The sequence below is a fragment of the Lysinibacillus sp. FW12 genome, assembly GCF_050817245.1.
GTDB classification, from domain to species: Bacteria; Bacillota; Bacilli; order Bacillales_A; family Planococcaceae; genus Lysinibacillus; species Lysinibacillus irui.
This window is the reverse complement of the sequence record NZ_CP139094.1, coordinates 2,113,392-2,129,505: the sequence shown is the minus strand read 5'-3', so window position 1 is coordinate 2,129,505 and position 16,114 is coordinate 2,113,392. Positions and strand designations below refer to the sequence as shown.

At 37.7% G+C, this 16,114-nt stretch carries 19 protein-coding genes; 4 read left to right on the top strand and 15 right to left on the bottom strand.

Annotation, left to right across the window (positions count from 1 at the left end):
* Nucleotides 1–18: 18 nt before the first annotated feature.
* The 4 genes from SJW71_RS10815 to SJW71_RS10800 form a co-directional block, all read right to left on the bottom strand.
* Nucleotides 19–987, bottom strand: coding sequence for a helix-turn-helix transcriptional regulator (locus tag SJW71_RS10815; protein ID WP_322611016.1), 969 nt, complete (start codon nt 985–987; stop codon nt 19–21).
* Nucleotides 988–1,187: 200 nt separating this feature from the next.
* On the bottom strand, nt 1,188–1,502 hold the full coding sequence (locus SJW71_RS10810; protein ID WP_312506455.1) for a YbjQ family protein: 315 nt from the start codon (nt 1,500–1,502) through the stop codon (nt 1,188–1,190).
* A gap of 2 nt (nt 1,503–1,504) precedes the next feature.
* Nucleotides 1,505–1,993: a nucleoside 2-deoxyribosyltransferase gene (locus tag SJW71_RS10805; RefSeq protein ID WP_431812127.1), complete on the bottom strand. Its 489-nt coding sequence runs from the start codon at nt 1,991–1,993 to the stop codon at nt 1,505–1,507.
* Nucleotides 1,994–2,006: 13 nt separating this feature from the next.
* Nucleotides 2,007–2,438 carry a GNAT family N-acetyltransferase gene (locus SJW71_RS10800; protein WP_407134928.1) on the bottom strand — a complete coding sequence of 144 codons (432 nt, stop codon included), beginning with the start codon at nt 2,436–2,438 and terminating at the stop codon, nt 2,007–2,009.
* Between the two features lie 183 nt (nt 2,439–2,621).
* On the opposite strand from SJW71_RS10800, the gene SJW71_RS10795 reads away from it, so the two are divergent.
* The gene (locus tag SJW71_RS10795; protein WP_431812126.1) at nt 2,622–3,794 is read left to right on the top strand and encodes an immunity 26/phosphotriesterase HocA family protein; all 1,173 of its coding nucleotides are present in this window, start codon (nt 2,622–2,624) and stop codon (nt 3,792–3,794) included.
* A gap of 112 nt (nt 3,795–3,906) precedes the next feature.
* On the top strand, nt 3,907–4,941 hold the full coding sequence (locus SJW71_RS10790; protein WP_312506458.1) for a YdcF family protein: 1,035 nt from the start codon (nt 3,907–3,909) through the stop codon (nt 4,939–4,941).
* 45 nt (nt 4,942–4,986) lie between these two features.
* On the opposite strand, the gene SJW71_RS10785 is transcribed toward SJW71_RS10790, so the two are convergent.
* The 8 genes from SJW71_RS10785 to SJW71_RS10750 all read right to left on the bottom strand — a co-directional run bounded on the left by SJW71_RS10785 (nt 4,987) and on the right by SJW71_RS10750 (nt 11,947).
* The gene (locus SJW71_RS10785; protein ID WP_431812125.1) at nt 4,987–5,454 is read right to left on the bottom strand and encodes a hypothetical protein; all 468 of its coding nucleotides are present in this window, start codon (nt 5,452–5,454) and stop codon (nt 4,987–4,989) included.
* A gap of 5 nt (nt 5,455–5,459) precedes the next feature.
* A complete protein-coding gene (locus tag SJW71_RS10780; RefSeq protein ID WP_431812124.1) occupies nt 5,460–5,942 on the bottom strand; it encodes a DUF4259 domain-containing protein in 483 nt (160 codons plus the stop codon).
* A gap of 28 nt (nt 5,943–5,970) precedes the next feature.
* Entirely contained in the window at nt 5,971–6,798 is an 828-nt protein-coding gene (locus SJW71_RS10775; protein WP_431812123.1) for a metallophosphoesterase, read from the bottom strand.
* Between the two features lie 17 nt (nt 6,799–6,815).
* Complete coding sequence (locus SJW71_RS10770; protein WP_312506462.1) at nt 6,816–7,616, bottom strand: hypothetical protein; 801 nt, start codon at nt 7,614–7,616, stop codon at nt 6,816–6,818.
* Nucleotides 7,617–7,636: 20 nt separating this feature from the next.
* Nucleotides 7,637–8,335, bottom strand: coding sequence for a DUF4274 domain-containing protein (locus SJW71_RS10765; protein ID WP_322606585.1), 699 nt, complete (start codon nt 8,333–8,335; stop codon nt 7,637–7,639).
* A gap of 18 nt (nt 8,336–8,353) precedes the next feature.
* On the bottom strand, nt 8,354–10,009 hold the full coding sequence (locus SJW71_RS10760; protein WP_431812122.1) for a DUF6138 family protein: 1,656 nt from the start codon (nt 10,007–10,009) through the stop codon (nt 8,354–8,356).
* A 67-nt stretch (nt 10,010–10,076) separates the two neighbouring features.
* Nucleotides 10,077–11,138 (bottom strand): suppressor of fused domain protein, encoded by a 1,062-nt coding sequence (locus SJW71_RS10755; RefSeq protein ID WP_322606587.1) that lies wholly within the window; start codon nt 11,136–11,138, stop codon nt 10,077–10,079.
* Nucleotides 11,139–11,398: 260 nt separating this feature from the next.
* Complete coding sequence (locus tag SJW71_RS10750; RefSeq protein ID WP_274793380.1) at nt 11,399–11,947, bottom strand: hypothetical protein; 549 nt, start codon at nt 11,945–11,947, stop codon at nt 11,399–11,401.
* A gap of 419 nt (nt 11,948–12,366) precedes the next feature.
* Between SJW71_RS10750 and SJW71_RS10745 the strand changes: the two genes are divergently transcribed.
* Nucleotides 12,367–12,876, top strand: coding sequence for a hypothetical protein (locus tag SJW71_RS10745; protein WP_431812121.1), 510 nt, complete (start codon nt 12,367–12,369; stop codon nt 12,874–12,876).
* Between the two features lie 118 nt (nt 12,877–12,994).
* On the opposite strand, the gene SJW71_RS10740 is transcribed toward SJW71_RS10745, so the two are convergent.
* The 3 genes from SJW71_RS10740 to SJW71_RS10730 all read right to left on the bottom strand — a co-directional run bounded on the left by SJW71_RS10740 (nt 12,995) and on the right by SJW71_RS10730 (nt 15,022).
* The gene (locus tag SJW71_RS10740; RefSeq protein WP_312506467.1) at nt 12,995–13,513 is read right to left on the bottom strand and encodes a GNAT family N-acetyltransferase; all 519 of its coding nucleotides are present in this window, start codon (nt 13,511–13,513) and stop codon (nt 12,995–12,997) included.
* 579 nt (nt 13,514–14,092) lie between these two features.
* A complete protein-coding gene (locus SJW71_RS10735; protein WP_322610642.1) occupies nt 14,093–14,695 on the bottom strand; it encodes a CPBP family intramembrane glutamic endopeptidase in 603 nt (200 codons plus the stop codon).
* A gap of 165 nt (nt 14,696–14,860) precedes the next feature.
* Nucleotides 14,861–15,022: a hypothetical protein gene (locus tag SJW71_RS10730; protein ID WP_274793384.1), complete on the bottom strand. Its 162-nt coding sequence runs from the start codon at nt 15,020–15,022 to the stop codon at nt 14,861–14,863.
* A 148-nt stretch (nt 15,023–15,170) separates the two neighbouring features.
* On the opposite strand from SJW71_RS10730, the gene SJW71_RS10725 reads away from it, so the two are divergent.
* Nucleotides 15,171–16,112, top strand: coding sequence for an SDR family oxidoreductase (locus tag SJW71_RS10725; RefSeq protein WP_407135934.1), 942 nt, complete (start codon nt 15,171–15,173; stop codon nt 16,110–16,112).
* The last annotated feature ends 2 nt before the right edge of the window (nt 16,113–16,114 follow it).

Below are 16,114 nucleotides of genomic sequence, written 5' to 3'. Positions count from 1 at the left end.
GCACTTAAGCACGGGTTTTCAAATACAACGATAATTTTGCTGTATAGCTTGGATTGTTGCAATAATCTCTTCTCTTAGCTCAATTGGCTCTAATACCTCGATAGTCGCGCCTTGACTCAGCAGCCACATTTTGATGCCTATTCCAAATACCTCTGCCTCGAAAAAGTATTCGCTATCGTTTTGTGAAAGTAATTTAGCTGAGGGTAATCGATTGAAGATGGTCTTAGGTGATTTTCCTTTGTAGAGAAATCGAATAGGTAAAAGTTCACCCGCATCCATAAACGGCTTGCGCTTGTGAAGTTCTTCCACTTGAAAATGGTCAGTAAATGGCTTGTAAAATTTATTCGTTAGTTCACGACTATCTTGAATGTGATCCATTCGATAGGCAATGGGTACATCCTTTTTGGAATGATAGTCATAAGCAATTAAGTAAAAGTCATACTCTGAAAAGATAATAGTAAGAGGCTGTAACATTATTTCCGTTGGGGTTATGTCATCCTCATGAAGGTAATCGATTTGAATGATTATTTTTTTGGATATGGCTTCTGAAATACGCCAAATTAGTGGAATGAGAGATTGTTTACGATATGTATCTACATCAAAATGATTTTCATTTAAAACCATTTGTTCCCGTTTATTTGCCTGCACATTGGAAGCAAGCTTTTCAATAATAGTACTCAACTCTGATTTTACAAGCGCCTTAGATGCTATCAAAATTTTAATAATCGTCAATACTTGCTCTTTCGATAAACGGTTGTTATTTGTATGGATTAGCTTGTACACCTTTTCTGAACGCGCATATTGCAAATGGCAATCGAGCTTCGCCTTGGCAATATATGCTCGTATTTGATCGATGTCTCGTTGTATGGTTTTTTCACCAACCTGATGTGTTAATGCTTCCTGCTTCTTGTTGATCCCATGGCCATCCATTAGTCGATCAAACATCGACAGAACCCGATAGCCTTTGCTTTGCTGTGAATCCACCATATATCCCACTCTTTCTTCCTTCTATCAATTCTAGATATTTCTATATCTTATTGGTACTATACGCCTCCTACAATAAAACACCATTCAAAGAACGAAATAAACGTTATTCTCGACATAATTAACTAAAATTTTACAATTAATTAGCTAATAATAGCTATAAAAAAGGACTTTAATAAAATGCATTAAAGTCCTCACACCCATTATCTTAATTTTACAGCCGTTCCGTACACTAACACTTCTGATGTACCATCCATGACAGATGAAGTTGCATAACGAACCCCAACTATTGCATCTGCGCCCAATTGTCGTGCTTCCTCCTCCATGGCTTGTGTGGCGATTTCACGAGAACGAACGAGCATTTCAGCATATTCTTTCATCTCGCCACCCACAATATTACGAAGTCCAGCTATCATGTCACGACCAATGTTTCGGGATTGAACAGAATTTCCTTTCACTAAGCCTAATGTTTCGATAATGTCTTTGCCTGCGACAATATCTGATGTAGCTAATAACATGATTATGCCTCCTTGTTTGACAATTTTTGTACTGCTTCCACCGTCTCTTGAATGGAAGATGTAATGATTCCATTACGTTTAATTAAACCAATAACAAATAAATTACGGTAAACAAACTGATTTTCTAGTCCATCTCGGACAAGTGCCTCTATTTTTTGCATATTATCTCGCCCTTGCTGACGAACATCTGTCAGTACACCAACAATAGGACGATTGAGCATGGCAAACGCTCCAATTTCAGCAGCTACCCCTGAGTCAATTTCAACCCCATCTAATACAGCGATTAATACATCACTCTTTTCTAACATCTCTAAATCAGCTTGCGCAATTGCCAAACTATCAGCATAGGCAGACTTATCATTAATGGCATCGTTCTCCTGTGGTACGTATAAAGCGATGCCTGGCACTGCCTCACGAATAGCTGCAGCTAGCTGCTCGTTGACTAAACGATCTCCTAACGAAAATAATCCATTTGCTAAATATGCTTTCATGTTTTTGAACTCCTTAAAGTGGTTTTTCTAATATAATTTTATGTCTACCTTTCTCGTCAACAAATGTGGACACGATATCAAACCCATGTTTGAGATTGGCGATAAGCATTGCTTTGAATGCATTTCTGCCATATGTACGAACTTTCTGAAAGCCTAATGTTTTGATATGTGCGTGCTGTTGTTTCATTAATTCACTTGCAATCCCCAGCCCTCGTTTCGTTTCATGAACGCCACCCAACCAACTATAAAATACATCATCTGGATGTGGATAGCCTAGTTTAAAGCCAATTAAAGTGTCATTTTCAACTGCTAATAGACAAAGAAGACCTTCTTTCTTTTCTAGCTTTTCGAGTGGCAAATAATCGCCGTCAAAGACATGCGCATGGACTTCCTGTAGTTGCTCCAACCAAGCATAGGGTATGCCTTCCGTCATCACAATATGCATGTTCATCACCTCTGTCTATCATTATAGCAGTTCTATAGCCCGAAGAAAAAGGTGATCATCTAATCCAAAAGCAATCATGATCATTGCACAAAAGTAACTATTTTCGGCTTGAGCTATTTTCGACACCTATCTAATTCAGTATACTTGACGAAAATAGGAAACGATAGGTAGGAGGAAGTTTAGTTGACACCATTTACTAGTTGGTTAACCAATTCATTGCGCCCTTATTTCGGCCTTGACACCCTAGAAGAACACTGGGACATATTTCAAATTAGAGAGGATTATTTTATTTGCCTCGATGGAGATGTCATTAAAAAAAGAATTTTCGTTAATGAGCATAGCTACCAAGAAGCAGATGTCGACATTTCAACACGTAATCGTGAAGTCATTGTCCCTCAAACCGCACGTGGAAAAGAAAAGAAATTGAATTACACAAATATTTCTGCAGTGAAAGCTACAGGCGTTGTTTTTTCGGCTGGTTTAGGCAATCAAAATCATCCATCTAGCTATATTACAGCTCGTAATACCAAAACATATTATCAGTTACCACTAACAGGCTTTGAGCATTTAACGACTAAAACAGCTCTCTTAAATTGGCTACAGCAATTTCCATCCCTACTTCCTGTAGATTACCCTGACAAGCTAGCTAAGCTAACAAAGATGAAAAGTTTACGCTATAAGACTGTGCCAGGCGATATTTTTCGTGTAGAAATTGATTTATTTGAAGATGGCTATGTGCTTGTAATCGGTGATTTACGTCAAATGCAAAAAGATCATTTATTTGCAGAGGATAGTATTTGGCATAATGTTATGACGATGCCTTTATTTGTCCGTCCCTACTTGTTGACAACGACAGAGCGCTCGCCTTCTCTTGAGGAAATCCAATCCGCTCCATTGGCCGCCCAAACCTATATTGTTATGGACGATCATTTTATGCGTGGGTGCTATGAAAAGGTGGGTCACAAAATGCTAACAGAATCAGATATTGTCTTCCCAATGGGATATGGCGTGACACTAGACTATGGTAAAGAGCCTCGATATCGTCTTTCCTGGGGCTCAGGAACAATTAGCAAACCTGCGCCTTTAACCTCATTTCAAACAGCTAGTCGTTTTACCAATCATGGCGTCTATGCAGGCGTAGCAAGTGATTGGTTGAAGCCAGAAGAAGGAATTGTAGAGGAGTCACTAGATCACCTTGACTATCGCGAGGAACGACAACAGGCGTTAGCTGAATTCGGCTTGCCGGAAGACATCACTTATGATGATTTTAATCGCCAAACTGGTGGATTGACGCGCGAGAAATATATTCATTATGTCAATAAAACGTATAGTCGCAGTCGCTCTCACAAAAAATAGAGGGAGTATGCTCATGCTCTCTCTATTTTTTATTGATGGTTGATTTCATCCAATAATTACTTATAATATAAAGATATCATTAACCCACTCCATCACTAGAGGTGCTTTTTTTATGTATTTTGGCATTATACCACTTATTTTTTTCATCATTTTTCTTATATCATATTTAAAAGACCCGAGAAAAATGATCAACGGACTATTATTTAATGTATTTGTCTGCTCATTTCTATTATTCTGCGTCATTCTATCTTTAGCATCTGACCATTACTTTATAAGGCTCATTGTCATTATTCCATTAATTGCCTTATTCATCTTAATTCCTTTTGGCATTGTTGCTTTAATGTTTGGTTTATTTTTAAATGCAAGAGTATTAATGCAGCGAGAGGGCAGGCGTTTAGCTAATTCTTTAACTTTGCTTGTGGCTATAGGCATTTTACTTTTTATGCTATTACCGATTATTAGTCCTGCTAGCTTGTTTTCAAGTCATCTTCAACCGATATTTGGAGCGATCTCACTGATTACGTTTTATTTCTTTATCCACCTATCCAATTTTTTATCAGCCTATTTTCTCTATCAATTCAATCGACCACGATTAAATCAGGATTTTATCATCGTGTTAGGTAGTGGGCTAATCAATGATAAAGTACCACCGCTGTTAGCAAGTAGAATTCAAAAAGCGATCGATTTTTATCATAAGCAGGCAGCTGTTTCCACACCACCGACCATCATTTTATCTGGTGGACAAGGGCCTGATGAAAATCTTCCAGAGGCTGAGGCGATGCAACGTTATGCCATTGAAAAGGGAATACCTATCGAGCATACATTACAAGAAAATCGCTCTGTTAATACTTATCAAAATATGCTGTTTTCGAAGCAACTCATGGATGAAATAACACAAGGTAAAGCTTACAATAGCATTTTTACAACAAATAATTTTCACCTATTTCGTGCGGGTATTTATGCAAGACTTGCTGGCTTAAACAGTCAAGGCATTGGCTCAAAGACGGCCTTTTATTACTGGCCAAACGCTATGATTCGTGAATATGTTGCAATTGTAGTTATGGAGCGAAAGCGTCATATGAAATTAATTGCACCTATTCTCGGTATTGCCATCATTTTATCTGTTGTTAGTTATTTCATCCTATAACGTAGTACTGATTCGTGCACTTTTTAAGGTGTCACGGATCTTTTTTTACACCAAGTACTGTTTTATTTGTTGCTCATAGACCGTCTCATAGTAATATTTGCGAGGATAGCACTCCTTTTGGAGTACCTGATAAAGGATGGATTGACCTTCCTCGTAACGAATGGAAAAATCGCAATGATCATATAGTTCTCGTGACAACTGTTTGATTATACGAACATCTTTTACAGTCACCCTCCAGCCGAACTGAATTAGATCCTGTTGATCAAGTGGATCACGATACGTATCAAGCACAATACAGGCATGTGGCAGATGCTTATTGGTAAATACTAAAACATGCCCTGTATGGATGGATTGATCAAAAAAACGTTCGTAAATCTCTTTTATAGGCACTTGGATATCCAGCACATCCATAATTTCCTGAAAAGTTGGGTGAGGGATATAGTCATCATTTGTTTCATCTGGATATTCAACTAATTCCAAAATGGAAGCCATTATCCAAAAATCATAGGTCATTTCATTCACTTCCATTTTTCCATTGATGCTAAATGGCTAATTTCTTGTTCCATTCTCTCAATAAGATTGGCAAGGTTGGCTTGCCATTCAGGCCAACTTTGGGATTCAGACCATAATTCAACAAGCTCTCTACTCCCATGTTGGTCACGAACATCGTCTTTAATATCTTTTAAATATCTTAAAATAAATGTCAAAGAGCTTTTATCTGCCGTCATGTGTATGTTTGGATCATTGCTGTCTTTACCGTAAAATTGACCAGTATTGAGATAGTGGATGTAGAATTCCGCTAGTGCCATTGCACTCATATCATAGAAAAAATCGATATCTTCAAAGGTCTCCCCGAAAAAGCCTTGATTTTTCATTGCCTGGATACTATTCCTTAATAGTAACTGTTTTGATTCATTGTGTTGGTTGATAAAATCCTGTAAAAAGCCCACAACATCTAATCCTTCATCACTTTCCAACGCTTTATAACCCCAAGTCCCCATTTCATGCTCCTCCCTTTCTTAACTTCCTTTAATCTAATGAAGCTTTCGTAAAAATAAAAGCTCGGCCATCTGTATTTAAAATTTGCAACCCATTATCACACTCTACCATCTCCGTATCCCAATGAACGTGTCCACAGCAAACAATTAAATTAGAAGCTTGCTGTAGCTCATTCCAAATACTTGCGTTTCCAGGTTGCCTATGTAGCCTCACTTCAGGACTTTCATGTAGCAATAAAATTGCAGGGTTTTGCCTTAATAACTGACGTAAATGGGTTAAATAATCAGCTTCGCTCATACGATTCGATTTATCAGCCCTACCAATAACTCCCCCTAATGCTGCAATCGTCATTTCACCGCAGTGCAGCTTGCCAGCCTTAGGGAAAAAATGAATACCTGCTGTAGCGTCCAATTCAGCTCTTGCATCACATGAGAAAACATCATGATTCCCCGCAATACCCGCCACAACACCAAATTTACTATGGAAAGCTTGCCATACCGACAATGGATTGCCACTGGACCCCCTCTTTAACGGATCTACATACAAATCTCCACATAAGCAAACCACCACTTTGGATGGATTCAAATCAGAAAAGTGCGTTTCAAACAATTGTGCTAATGTATCAGTAAGCCCTTCTCCCAGCAATTTTTGCTCGTGGTCAATAACTCCCTGTAAATCAGAGGTAACGACCAACGCATCTAGCTCCTTAGGTAGGCCCACCATCTCTCCCCAATAAATAGGAAGCACTTTATAGGCTATGCCTTTTCCATTAGGGGCGGCTGTTTGGTATGGTAGTCTCTTTAATGGTTCCTTTGCAATATCGACAATTTTAATTGAACGATGGACTGGTTTCTTCATCAGTGAACGCTCCTTCCTTACAGATAGGAGCCAAAGTAGAACTTCAACTTTTCTTGTGAATAGCCGTCTTGCCCCCTCCAAGTAGCCATTGACATGAAATCTGTTCCTCGTCCTCGCTCCTTCCGAAAGTCATTCTTTGATACAAGTATTCCTGCATAGCCCCATATTTCCATGACAACATCTCGTTCATATTGATTGGACTTAAAAACATCTTTCCACCGTTTCTCAAGCTGTCTAGCTGCATCCGTGTCTTGACAGGATCCAATCGCCTCTACCATCTTTTTCAAAATAGCTACATCTTCCTCGCAAACAGTAAATGCCTGTTGTTCTTTCACTAAGCATTCTAAATCCAGCAAACAATACAATAGCCAATTTAGACGAATACCTCCCCACTTGATTCGTTCAAAATTCAGCACATTTAAGTCTTCATTTACATACAATTCTTTTGGCATTATTTTTTGTTCATTACAGTAGCCACACGCACTATAGGCTACCGAAGCTACAGGTCGTTCGTGATAGGCATGATTCGGTAGATCATAGGTAAGGGCCCAGCTAGATAGGGCACTGCGCAAATGAACTTTGCGAGTTGACAAACTATGCAAAAATGCTTGGATCACCAGTTCTTTTGTTAAGACTTCATCATGGAGTTGTCTGAGCCTTTTAATACATTCATCATGGGATATCGTTAAGCGATCAAACATCAACCCTTTATCTTTCGCATACTGAAAGTCTTCAACTGTATAGGTAGCCCCTTCAGCTCTCCATCTACCCGATTGCCAATAGGTTTGCATTAAAATTTTCTTGGCTTTTTGATCCATTATAAATCCCCTTATCTCTGTCATGAATAATCTATTTGTGCTGCTAATTTTTCGGCCATCTCTTTCCATGGACGTTTCCACTGTGAACCCGCAATTTCTTCCTCTGTTTGTTCTAGCCAATAATCACCTTCCATTAGCTCAAACATCTCCATTAATGTAATAGGAGCACAAATTGGATTGGTCATTGCCGCGAGCATAGGCTCTGGTCCATCATCCCAGTTATAGCTAATAACAATGGCGTGTAAAATGATAGCCGACGATATCTTACTAATGCGGCTGCACATTATTTCAATAGATTCCTCATATAAAATGGCGTTCACCTGTTGCTGTTCTTCTTCGCTCAAAGTCAGTCTAATTGCGCCAGGAGTATCCAGCAATAAATCTGCTATCCCTTTATGCTCTCTTGCCGCATACCAAGCCGTTGCCCTAATCCCTTCTGAAGCGTTTAACGCTACACCCCTAGTAAGTAGGTAGGAAATAACATCTCTTTGCTTAAACTTCACCGCTTTTTTCAGCGCACTATCTCCTAGCTTATCTTGAGCTTCTAAGTCTATGTTTTCTGTTAGTAGAAGCTTAATACCTTCAAGTGGCATACGATGGGTAATAAACAGCATTAACGGTGTTCTTCCCCGCTCATCGCGTTCATTTACATCAAGCTTGGTCACAGCCTCTCGTACCCTCTCAAGGTCTTTAGATTTACTAACCTCTAGCCAATCCATTTCGATTACCTCCATTATTTAATTCATCCATTGTAATATTTTATCTAGCTCCTTACTCGATGTTTCTTCTTGCTTCCTACGCTGGGCTAGCTTCTTTGGATTACCAAATAGTCGGTATAACACAACTTCTCGCTCGTAGTCCTTCTTATTTTCTAACTCTTGCACAAGAGCCCCAAGTAAGTTTGGCTGCCACATATCAATGCCTTTTAGTGGCTTAGCCGATTCATTCGAACCCATTAATATGGCTACCAAAACAGGCATTAGCTCTACTGAGAGGCCATGAGCTTCTATAAAGGCCTCTGCATAACCATCTTGCACAGACTGATGCTCTATATCAACGAGCGCCATGTAGGTTTGGATAAGCGAGAAATAGGCATCACTAGAAAGGCCTAATCCAAATACTGCATAGGTGCCCGGCATTGCTGATTTTTCACTTGGCTCCACATCCTGATACCAAGCAAATTCTTCCATAGCTACTTGTGCATAGTCCGCTATTAAAGGGAAAAGGGTAGGAAATGCTAGGCAATTGGCAAAAAACTGATGAAGCTTTGATTTAGCCAATTTTTTTATAGGAAGATAATTTTTTACTTTAGACTTCAATGACAACTTGTAGCCTTTAGGAAAGCCTTCCTTTAGAAGATCAATGATATAATGAAGTGCTTCTCGATAAGCCGCTTCCTCTTCTGCTATGATTCGTATATCAATTGTTTGCAATATATCATTCGCTTGTCCTTGAAAAACATCGCGCTTTCGCGTGCTTTCAAAACGACCGCTCCCTGTTTGCAAATAATCAACTGCCTGCTGAGAGCCGAGCTGCTTGGCAAGCTCAAGGTATTTTAGGCAAGTAGCAGGCTCTTTCTGACCTATTTTTAACGCCACATACAGGAAAAAATCTATATGTTCCTGCTCAAGTTGTGGAGGGAGATCAGTAGTTTTAAGCACCCACTCTTTAATATACTCTCCTGTTTGTTCAAAATAGTGCGTTAAAAAATGCTCCTCTGCCCACTGCTTAAATGCTGAAGTATAATAATAAATCCATTTATCTAAACGTTCTTTGTTGGCAAGATGCTTCTCTTGTAGTCGACGAATTAGTGGTTCGATTTCATCAGCTACTGGATGAAAAAAATGCGGATTGACCAAATATTGTGCGAAGAAAAATTCATCATTATCACTTGGACGCACAGGTAGCTTAGCCATCACTTTTGTTTCAATAAATGTTGTCAGCGCTTCTTTTGTCAACTCTAGTTTGCGATTATTCAACAGCTTCTCTTGATAATGGAACACCGTATTATCCTGTTCGAATTCAAGCACGATTTGAAAGTGGTAATCAAAAAATCGAGGGCCGTATTGTTCTGATAGAAAAATCGTTTCCACTTTTGTACATAATGCCGTAAAAAGTTCTACTATATAGCTTTTTTCTGTAAACTCTTGTATGTATGGACCCGACTTCACCTTATAGGCACTATCACTCCAACTAAAGGGCTCATAGACATCAATAAAAATAGTACCGTTATGCGTTTTTCCTTTTTTCCAAGTAACTTTTAAATAATTAAAAATGCCTGCTTGTAGTCGACTTTGACCTTTCAATGAACGTATTCTCTTACTTTCTTGTTGATAAATGGACGTAAGCTGCTCCCATACATCTGCTAGAAAATGTTCTACACATTGCTCCAAACATACAACCTCCTTTTCCATGCTTAGCGAAAAATCTCCCGCTAAAAAGCCTAGCGAGAGATCCACCTTATCCGATTGTTTTCACAACCGCTCCTTCTTGATTTTTAATATGCGTTTTCAAAATTTGAAAGCTCACTCCTGCTAACGTAGATATAGTAAATTGGCCTTCTTGCGGCACAAGATTTTGACTTAGTTCCTCCACCGCGTCCTTGTTTAATGTTATGGTAATTTCCTGTTCAGTCTCATGATAGCCCACCTGATCATCCGCTTTAAATAGGATTGTAGTCTGTTGACCAACTAAGCTAAGATTCTTATTTTTTAATAGACGTCCTCGTAATAATTTACTTATAACCTCCGCTTGCTTGGCTCCTAGTTGCATAATATTGGATTGTTTATGAAACCAACCCTTCTTCCCCTCTTCCCAAGCGAGTTGATCGACAAAAAGAAAGCCTGTATTGGACCCCTCTTCCTCTATTCCTCGCTCAACTGCCTCTTGTACTTTGGGATTTTGTAGTAGAGAAGGTCGTGTTAAATCAGTAATATAGCTTGGTATTTGCTCAATCCCCGCCTCTAACACCCCTAATGTATTCCATGTCTGCATCGCTTCAAGCTCATCCTCTGAAATACCAACCATTTGAATAAACTCCATCTTGCCATTAGGTGTATCCATTTCTGCAAGCTCTGGGTCATGTGTAAAGGCCAGTGCGGTTAATTGCGTATCAGAATCAAGACAAATAGGACCATTGGCATCCAAATAATCGCCTTTTCTAAAAACATTGCCACTATTAAAAACATATCTGCCCATATTTTGAAGTAAGTTTAAGGCCCAAGCAGGTGGCTCCTCCTCGTCCTCGTGACGCACTAATCGAAATGTCAATTCAAATCCATACCCACTGTATTCCTTATTTTCCAATTCCTTTTCATATAATTCCGAGAATCCATATGTAACAAAATGCCAATGTGGAATGGGTGATTCACTTTTATAGGCACTTATCCCATCTAAAGGGTCTTGTCCGCCTAGTGAATAAGGGATCATCGTTCCATAATGCATAGGCTCCTGGTCGCCATATACTTTTGCTAAGGACTGATCAATTGCATCCCATCCAACTGCTGTTACTTCTTCGCTCATTTCTAAGTCCTCCTTAGGTGATCATTCAATCGTTGCACATACATACCTAATAGTTATAATACCAATTTTATGGTAGCTCTTTTAACAGGAATAGGACTCATTTTCTGTTTTTCAGTACCTAGGTTTATTTTCATTCGGAACAAGGTAAATATGACTAATGACAATAAACAGGCTATCTTTTCGTACTAAACAAAAAGATAGCCTGAGTATTATGCAATTTTCAACGTATTGAATAACATGGTGAAAAGAAACCGGATGACTTAGCCATACATCATGGCAGGCTCACGTACAGCATGTAAATAGTCTGCTAGTTTCCCTGCGTATACTTTTTCTAAATACGGTAATTGTGCTAGGCAATGAGGCGTCATTAATGCTGGATTTTGGACTATCTTTAAACCGCCCACTTTTAATAGCGTCGCTACAAATTGGGAACAAAAATAAGCACGCTCACGTCTCACTTCCTTTTGCATCACTACCCCAAAAAGACCGATAAAATTATATTTATAGCGATCTCGATTCCAATACATATATCGAACAATTTTCATCATTTCTAAATATTGATAATGAGATATCCGACAACGATAAATAACACAATCAGCGGATTCAAATAGTCCTCTTTCCGCATCCTCTCGTAAAAAACCTCCACTTAATGGATTATTTAATTGTCTTCGACCAAAGCTATACATTTCAAATAGCCCCTCATCAAAGGCTATGGATGCATGATTCATCTCTTTGCCTGTATACATGCCAATTGCTTTCGATAATAATGTGCCTGTTTTGGTTAATACTATGTAAATCGTATGTGCCATATCTTCACCTACTCCAATGTTCTCTCCTACTACCAATACGTTTTAAATCTTCAAATGGTTTCGTGAATTTCCTTTTTTTATAAGTATACACAGCTAATCTTAAATTTTTCCTTAGTAGAACCTGAAGATTTCCTTAAGATTTCACTTTATGAGGGTGTATTTACAATGTAACAGATCCCTTAAACTCAACGTTTCTACGATGCTTATTTTTCTACTACCTTTATTTATATGTATGTATTTGTATTCTTATGTGGGGTACATTTGGGTGCAGATACTTTTTTTCTGGGGTACTTGTGGTGCAAAAAACGGCTAATAGATAACTACTTATTAGTTTATATGAGTGATTATTTATGCCAATCAACATTACAAAATTAAACATTTTTGATATAATTTTACCGAAGGCCAGAAAGGGGGAAAATATGAGGAAACGACTCTTCATAACAATTAGTGTTCTTGCCGTCGTAATTGGCTTAATGGTATGGGATGTGTACGAAAATAAAGAGTTAAAAAAACATGAAGCCATTGCTAAAGCTGAATTTGAAAAAATTTATACAGTAGCTGATATTTTTGATGATGCCAATTTAAATGAAAAACCAACTTCTTTAAACATCCGTATAATTGAATCAGAACCGCTAAATCCTGATAGAGTAAATGTCACAGACGAAAAACAACAAAAACAAATTATGGATGCAATAAACAATTTACAAGTACAAAAAACACTCGATGCAACTCCGTATAAAGATATTGATTATGCTATCGACATCGAATCAAATAAAGGATATGGATTGCACGTATCCGAAAAGAAAAAACAAATTGCATTTCTAGATTTAGATAACGATTCAACTAAAACAGAAAATAAATTTCTTTATGAATACAAGATTCTAAAAGGTGCTAATGAATTTTTCAATGCTTTAAAGGATATTCAATAACACAATATACAAGCAGGTTTCAGCTCAGACTATCGCCAAAAGGAATCGACAAGTTTAATATCGATTCCTTTTTGTTATGAAATGGTACCTTGTTAGTCTCACAATTTTTATTCCTCGCCTATAAGTTCTTTTGAAATAAAGTATGCCCATCTCCAATGCCGACTTGTTCAAAACCATTGCTACGATAAAAATCATTTAATTTATTATTTTTCTCTACGCAATCCAATCGTAACGTATTTTTTCCTTCCTTTTTAAGATACTGTTCAAGCCATTGTAATAATTCTTTTCCTAAACCAGAGCCCATATTAGAACGAGATACAGCTAATCGATGAAGATAGACGGCTTCATCATTTACATGTCCCCAAGTATGTTTGTCCCAAGAGCTTGGTGTGTCATACAGCGTAAATGTCGCTACAATCTCTTCATGTCGTTTAACAATAAAAGTGTCCTTATTACTGATCGCCTGCCTTATTTCATCATCTTCTCCTCCAGCAGCTAAAAATCCCCATTGATCGATTTCTTGTTCCTTTAGCCATTTTGCTACATCCTTTAAAAGATGAACTATTTGGTCTGCTTCTTTACTCGTTGCAAAGGTCACTTCACAATCCGCCAATAAAGAACCTACGTTATTTGACATGTTCTATTCCCCTATCTTTCAATATTTTGATAACCGCAAAAATGAATATAACTGTTTAATACGACTCCTTTTTATTAATATCCTTCCTTTTTACATATAAGATCTCTTCCCCTAGAAGTTTCACATTTTTTACCGTTAATAATTTTTTTCAATCTCTCATTATCTCGTATAAAAAAACCCACAATAGCTAACAATAACTATACTTCTGTTTGCCTATTTTTAAATTTTTGGCTTCTACTTCTTCCACGACAATCAAAATAATGCCTTCCAATAGGTCTTTTACTAGTGAATCGACAATTTAACATACATTACAAATAGAGGTGCTTGCATTGACTACATTCGGAAAATGTTTATATATCGTGTTCTTTGTAACACTGTTTTTATTTACAACGATTTATGATCATCTCACTCATGGGGATTGGGCCTTACTTGAAAATTTTTTCTTTTCTTTTTGGGTAGCAACTTTTTTATTCATGACGTTACTACTTAGAAGTAAAAAAGGTGAAGCAGAAAAAGGTTAGTTCATTTTAAAAGCTCAACAAACATAACCCCGTTCTCATTTGAGAATGGGGTTAGTTGTCAGTTGGATTTTTTAACACGTAAAACATTATATTTAAATAAAAGTGTTATCCCTAAGTTCATCAGAAAATGGACGATAATGGGGACCAAAATATTGTATGTATTAAAATAAAGCCAGCTAAACGTCAGACTTGGAATACTAATATTCAGGAGCATGATTGGCTTTTTAAAGTATTGAACATGAATGGCTAAAAACAAGCATGTAGTGATGAGTATGGCCATCCACTGATGATCCAGCCAAATGTAAAGAACATTTTGGATAATTCCTCTGAACAGAAGCTCTTCAAACACAGCACCTAACAACATAAAGGCGAAAATCTCGTGTAATGAATACATTTGATAACTCTTATTTGTATCATCAATATCATTCGAGGGTACAACATACGTTAAAATCACGCCATATAAGACTAAAGCAAAGGAAGCAATGATGACATACATAAATAATTGAGCAGGATGATTAAATGTTAAGTATTGCTCAATGTTAACTACCTCATACACGATTAACATAAACATAATAGCTAAACAAATGAATGAAAAGGAGGTAAACACTACAATAGCATCTTTCGGGTTAGCTTCCTTTTTTATGATTTTTTTATTTTCCATATAAAACCTTCTCTTCTTTTTTTCTATTGCTATCCTAGCAAAATCCATGAAATTTAATCTCAGGATCTCCTTATTTCAACTATTTTTTCTAATAAGAAAAGGAAAAAAAGCCTACTTTAAAAAGAGTTCGGCATAACACCGAACTCAATCTACAGTTGCATCATACTATACTATTGGATAATACGGCTCGTAAATGGGTTGACTATAATAAGGTGGTCTAACACCAATGGTCGGTGTGAGCCAAGTATAATTCAAATAATGAATGTTTAATGAGTATGCTTCGTTTTCTAATAACCGCATAACCTCTGGAAAAAATTCAATTTCCATTTGACACTCCCCCTGTTGCATTCATAGCTATTTTCTATGCTTTAACATAAAAAGGTAAGCATTCATAGTATATGATGAAAAGGAGGGATTGGTTATCAACAATCCAAATGACTGGAATTCAAAAGACTACGAGGAATTAGTACAACAAATTCAATTTTATCAACAATGGTTTGAGGACAATAAAAAAGACGATCCGTACCCACACTATCCTATTTATGGTAAAATTACACAATACAAAGAGGTGCCTCTAACACAACCCGAACAAAGACAATTACGCCAGCCTGGTCTAGAAAGCTTAATGGTACCAAAGCCTATCATTGAAAACCCTCATTATAAAGGGAGTGGCAAGTTAAAGGGGAAAGTTGCTCTTATCACTGGGGGTGATAGTGGGATGGGCGCTGCCGCTGCCATTGCCTTTGCAAAGGAAGAGGCCGATGTCGCCATTGCCTATTTAGATGAGCATGAGGATGCTAATAGAACGAAAAAAAGAATTGAGGAGCTAGGCAAAAAGTGTTTGTTACTTCCTGGGGATCTACGTCATAAAAAACAATGTGTTGACATTGTTTTAGAAACGATTAACACTTTTGGCCGTTTAGATATTTTATGTAACCATGTCGGTATTCAATTCCAACAAAATGATCTTACAGACATCACAGATGAACAATTTGATGAAACATTTAAGCTTAACGTTTATTCTCATTTCTATACGACAAGAGCAGCCCTTCCCTATTTAAAAGCAGGAAGCTCTATTATTGGTACTGCTTCCGTTGTGGCTTATGCAGGTGAACCTTTATTAATTGATTACACTGCTACAAAAGCAGCTATTGTTGGCTGGACTCGCTCCTTGGCAAAAAGCGTTGCGAACAAGCAAATTCGCGTAAACGCGATAGCCCCAGGCCGTATTTGGACACCACTTATTCCTTCCAGTTTCTCTTCAGATGAAAACGCCCTACATGGAACTAATTTATTTAACCGTATGGCACAGCCTTTTGAGGTGGCTCCTACATTTGTGTATTTAGCATCGGATGATTCTAGACATGTTACAGGGCAAGTATTACATGTAGATGGTGGTGAATCGACCCAATCTTAATT

What these genes read in the sequence shown, in the direction of transcription:
- SJW71_RS10735 (WP_322610642.1), bottom strand. Translation starts at nt 14,695, where the DNA reads ATGGAAAATAAAAAAATCATAAAAAAGGAAGCTAACCCGAAAGATGCT.
- SJW71_RS10785 (WP_431812125.1), bottom strand. Translation starts at nt 5,454, where the DNA reads ATGACCTATGATTTTTGGATAATGGCTTCCATTTTGGAATTAGTTGAA.
- SJW71_RS10765 (WP_322606585.1), bottom strand. Translation starts at nt 8,335, where the DNA reads ATGGATTGGCTAGAGGTTAGTAAATCTAAAGACCTTGAGAGGGTACGA.
- SJW71_RS10810 (WP_312506455.1), bottom strand. Translation starts at nt 1,502, where the DNA reads ATGTTATTAGCTACATCAGATATTGTCGCAGGCAAAGACATTATCGAA.
- SJW71_RS10755 (WP_322606587.1), bottom strand. Translation starts at nt 11,138, where the DNA reads ATGAGCGAAGAAGTAACAGCAGTTGGATGGGATGCAATTGATCAGTCC.
- SJW71_RS10800 (WP_407134928.1), bottom strand. Translation starts at nt 2,438, where the DNA reads ATGCATATTGTGATGACGGAAGGCATACCCTATGCTTGGTTGGAGCAA.
- SJW71_RS10790 (WP_312506458.1), top strand. Translation starts at nt 3,907, where the DNA reads ATGTATTTTGGCATTATACCACTTATTTTTTTCATCATTTTTCTTATA.
- SJW71_RS10780 (WP_431812124.1), bottom strand. Translation starts at nt 5,942, where the DNA reads ATGGGGACTTGGGGTTATAAAGCGTTGGAAAGTGATGAAGGATTAGAT.
- SJW71_RS10770 (WP_312506462.1), bottom strand. Translation starts at nt 7,616, where the DNA reads ATGGATCAAAAAGCCAAGAAAATTTTAATGCAAACCTATTGGCAATCG.
- SJW71_RS10815 (WP_322611016.1), bottom strand. Translation starts at nt 987, where the DNA reads ATGGTGGATTCACAGCAAAGCAAAGGCTATCGGGTTCTGTCGATGTTT.
- SJW71_RS10740 (WP_312506467.1), bottom strand. Translation starts at nt 13,513, where the DNA reads ATGTCAAATAACGTAGGTTCTTTATTGGCGGATTGTGAAGTGACCTTT.
- SJW71_RS10750 (WP_274793380.1), bottom strand. Translation starts at nt 11,947, where the DNA reads ATGGCACATACGATTTACATAGTATTAACCAAAACAGGCACATTATTA.
- SJW71_RS10775 (WP_431812123.1), bottom strand. Translation starts at nt 6,798, where the DNA reads ATGAAGAAACCAGTCCATCGTTCAATTAAAATTGTCGATATTGCAAAG.
- SJW71_RS10730 (WP_274793384.1), bottom strand. Translation starts at nt 15,022, where the DNA reads ATGGAAATTGAATTTTTTCCAGAGGTTATGCGGTTATTAGAAAACGAA.
- SJW71_RS10745 (WP_431812121.1), top strand. Translation starts at nt 12,367, where the DNA reads ATGAGGAAACGACTCTTCATAACAATTAGTGTTCTTGCCGTCGTAATT.
- SJW71_RS10805 (WP_431812127.1), bottom strand. Translation starts at nt 1,993, where the DNA reads ATGAAAGCATATTTAGCAAATGGATTATTTTCGTTAGGAGATCGTTTA.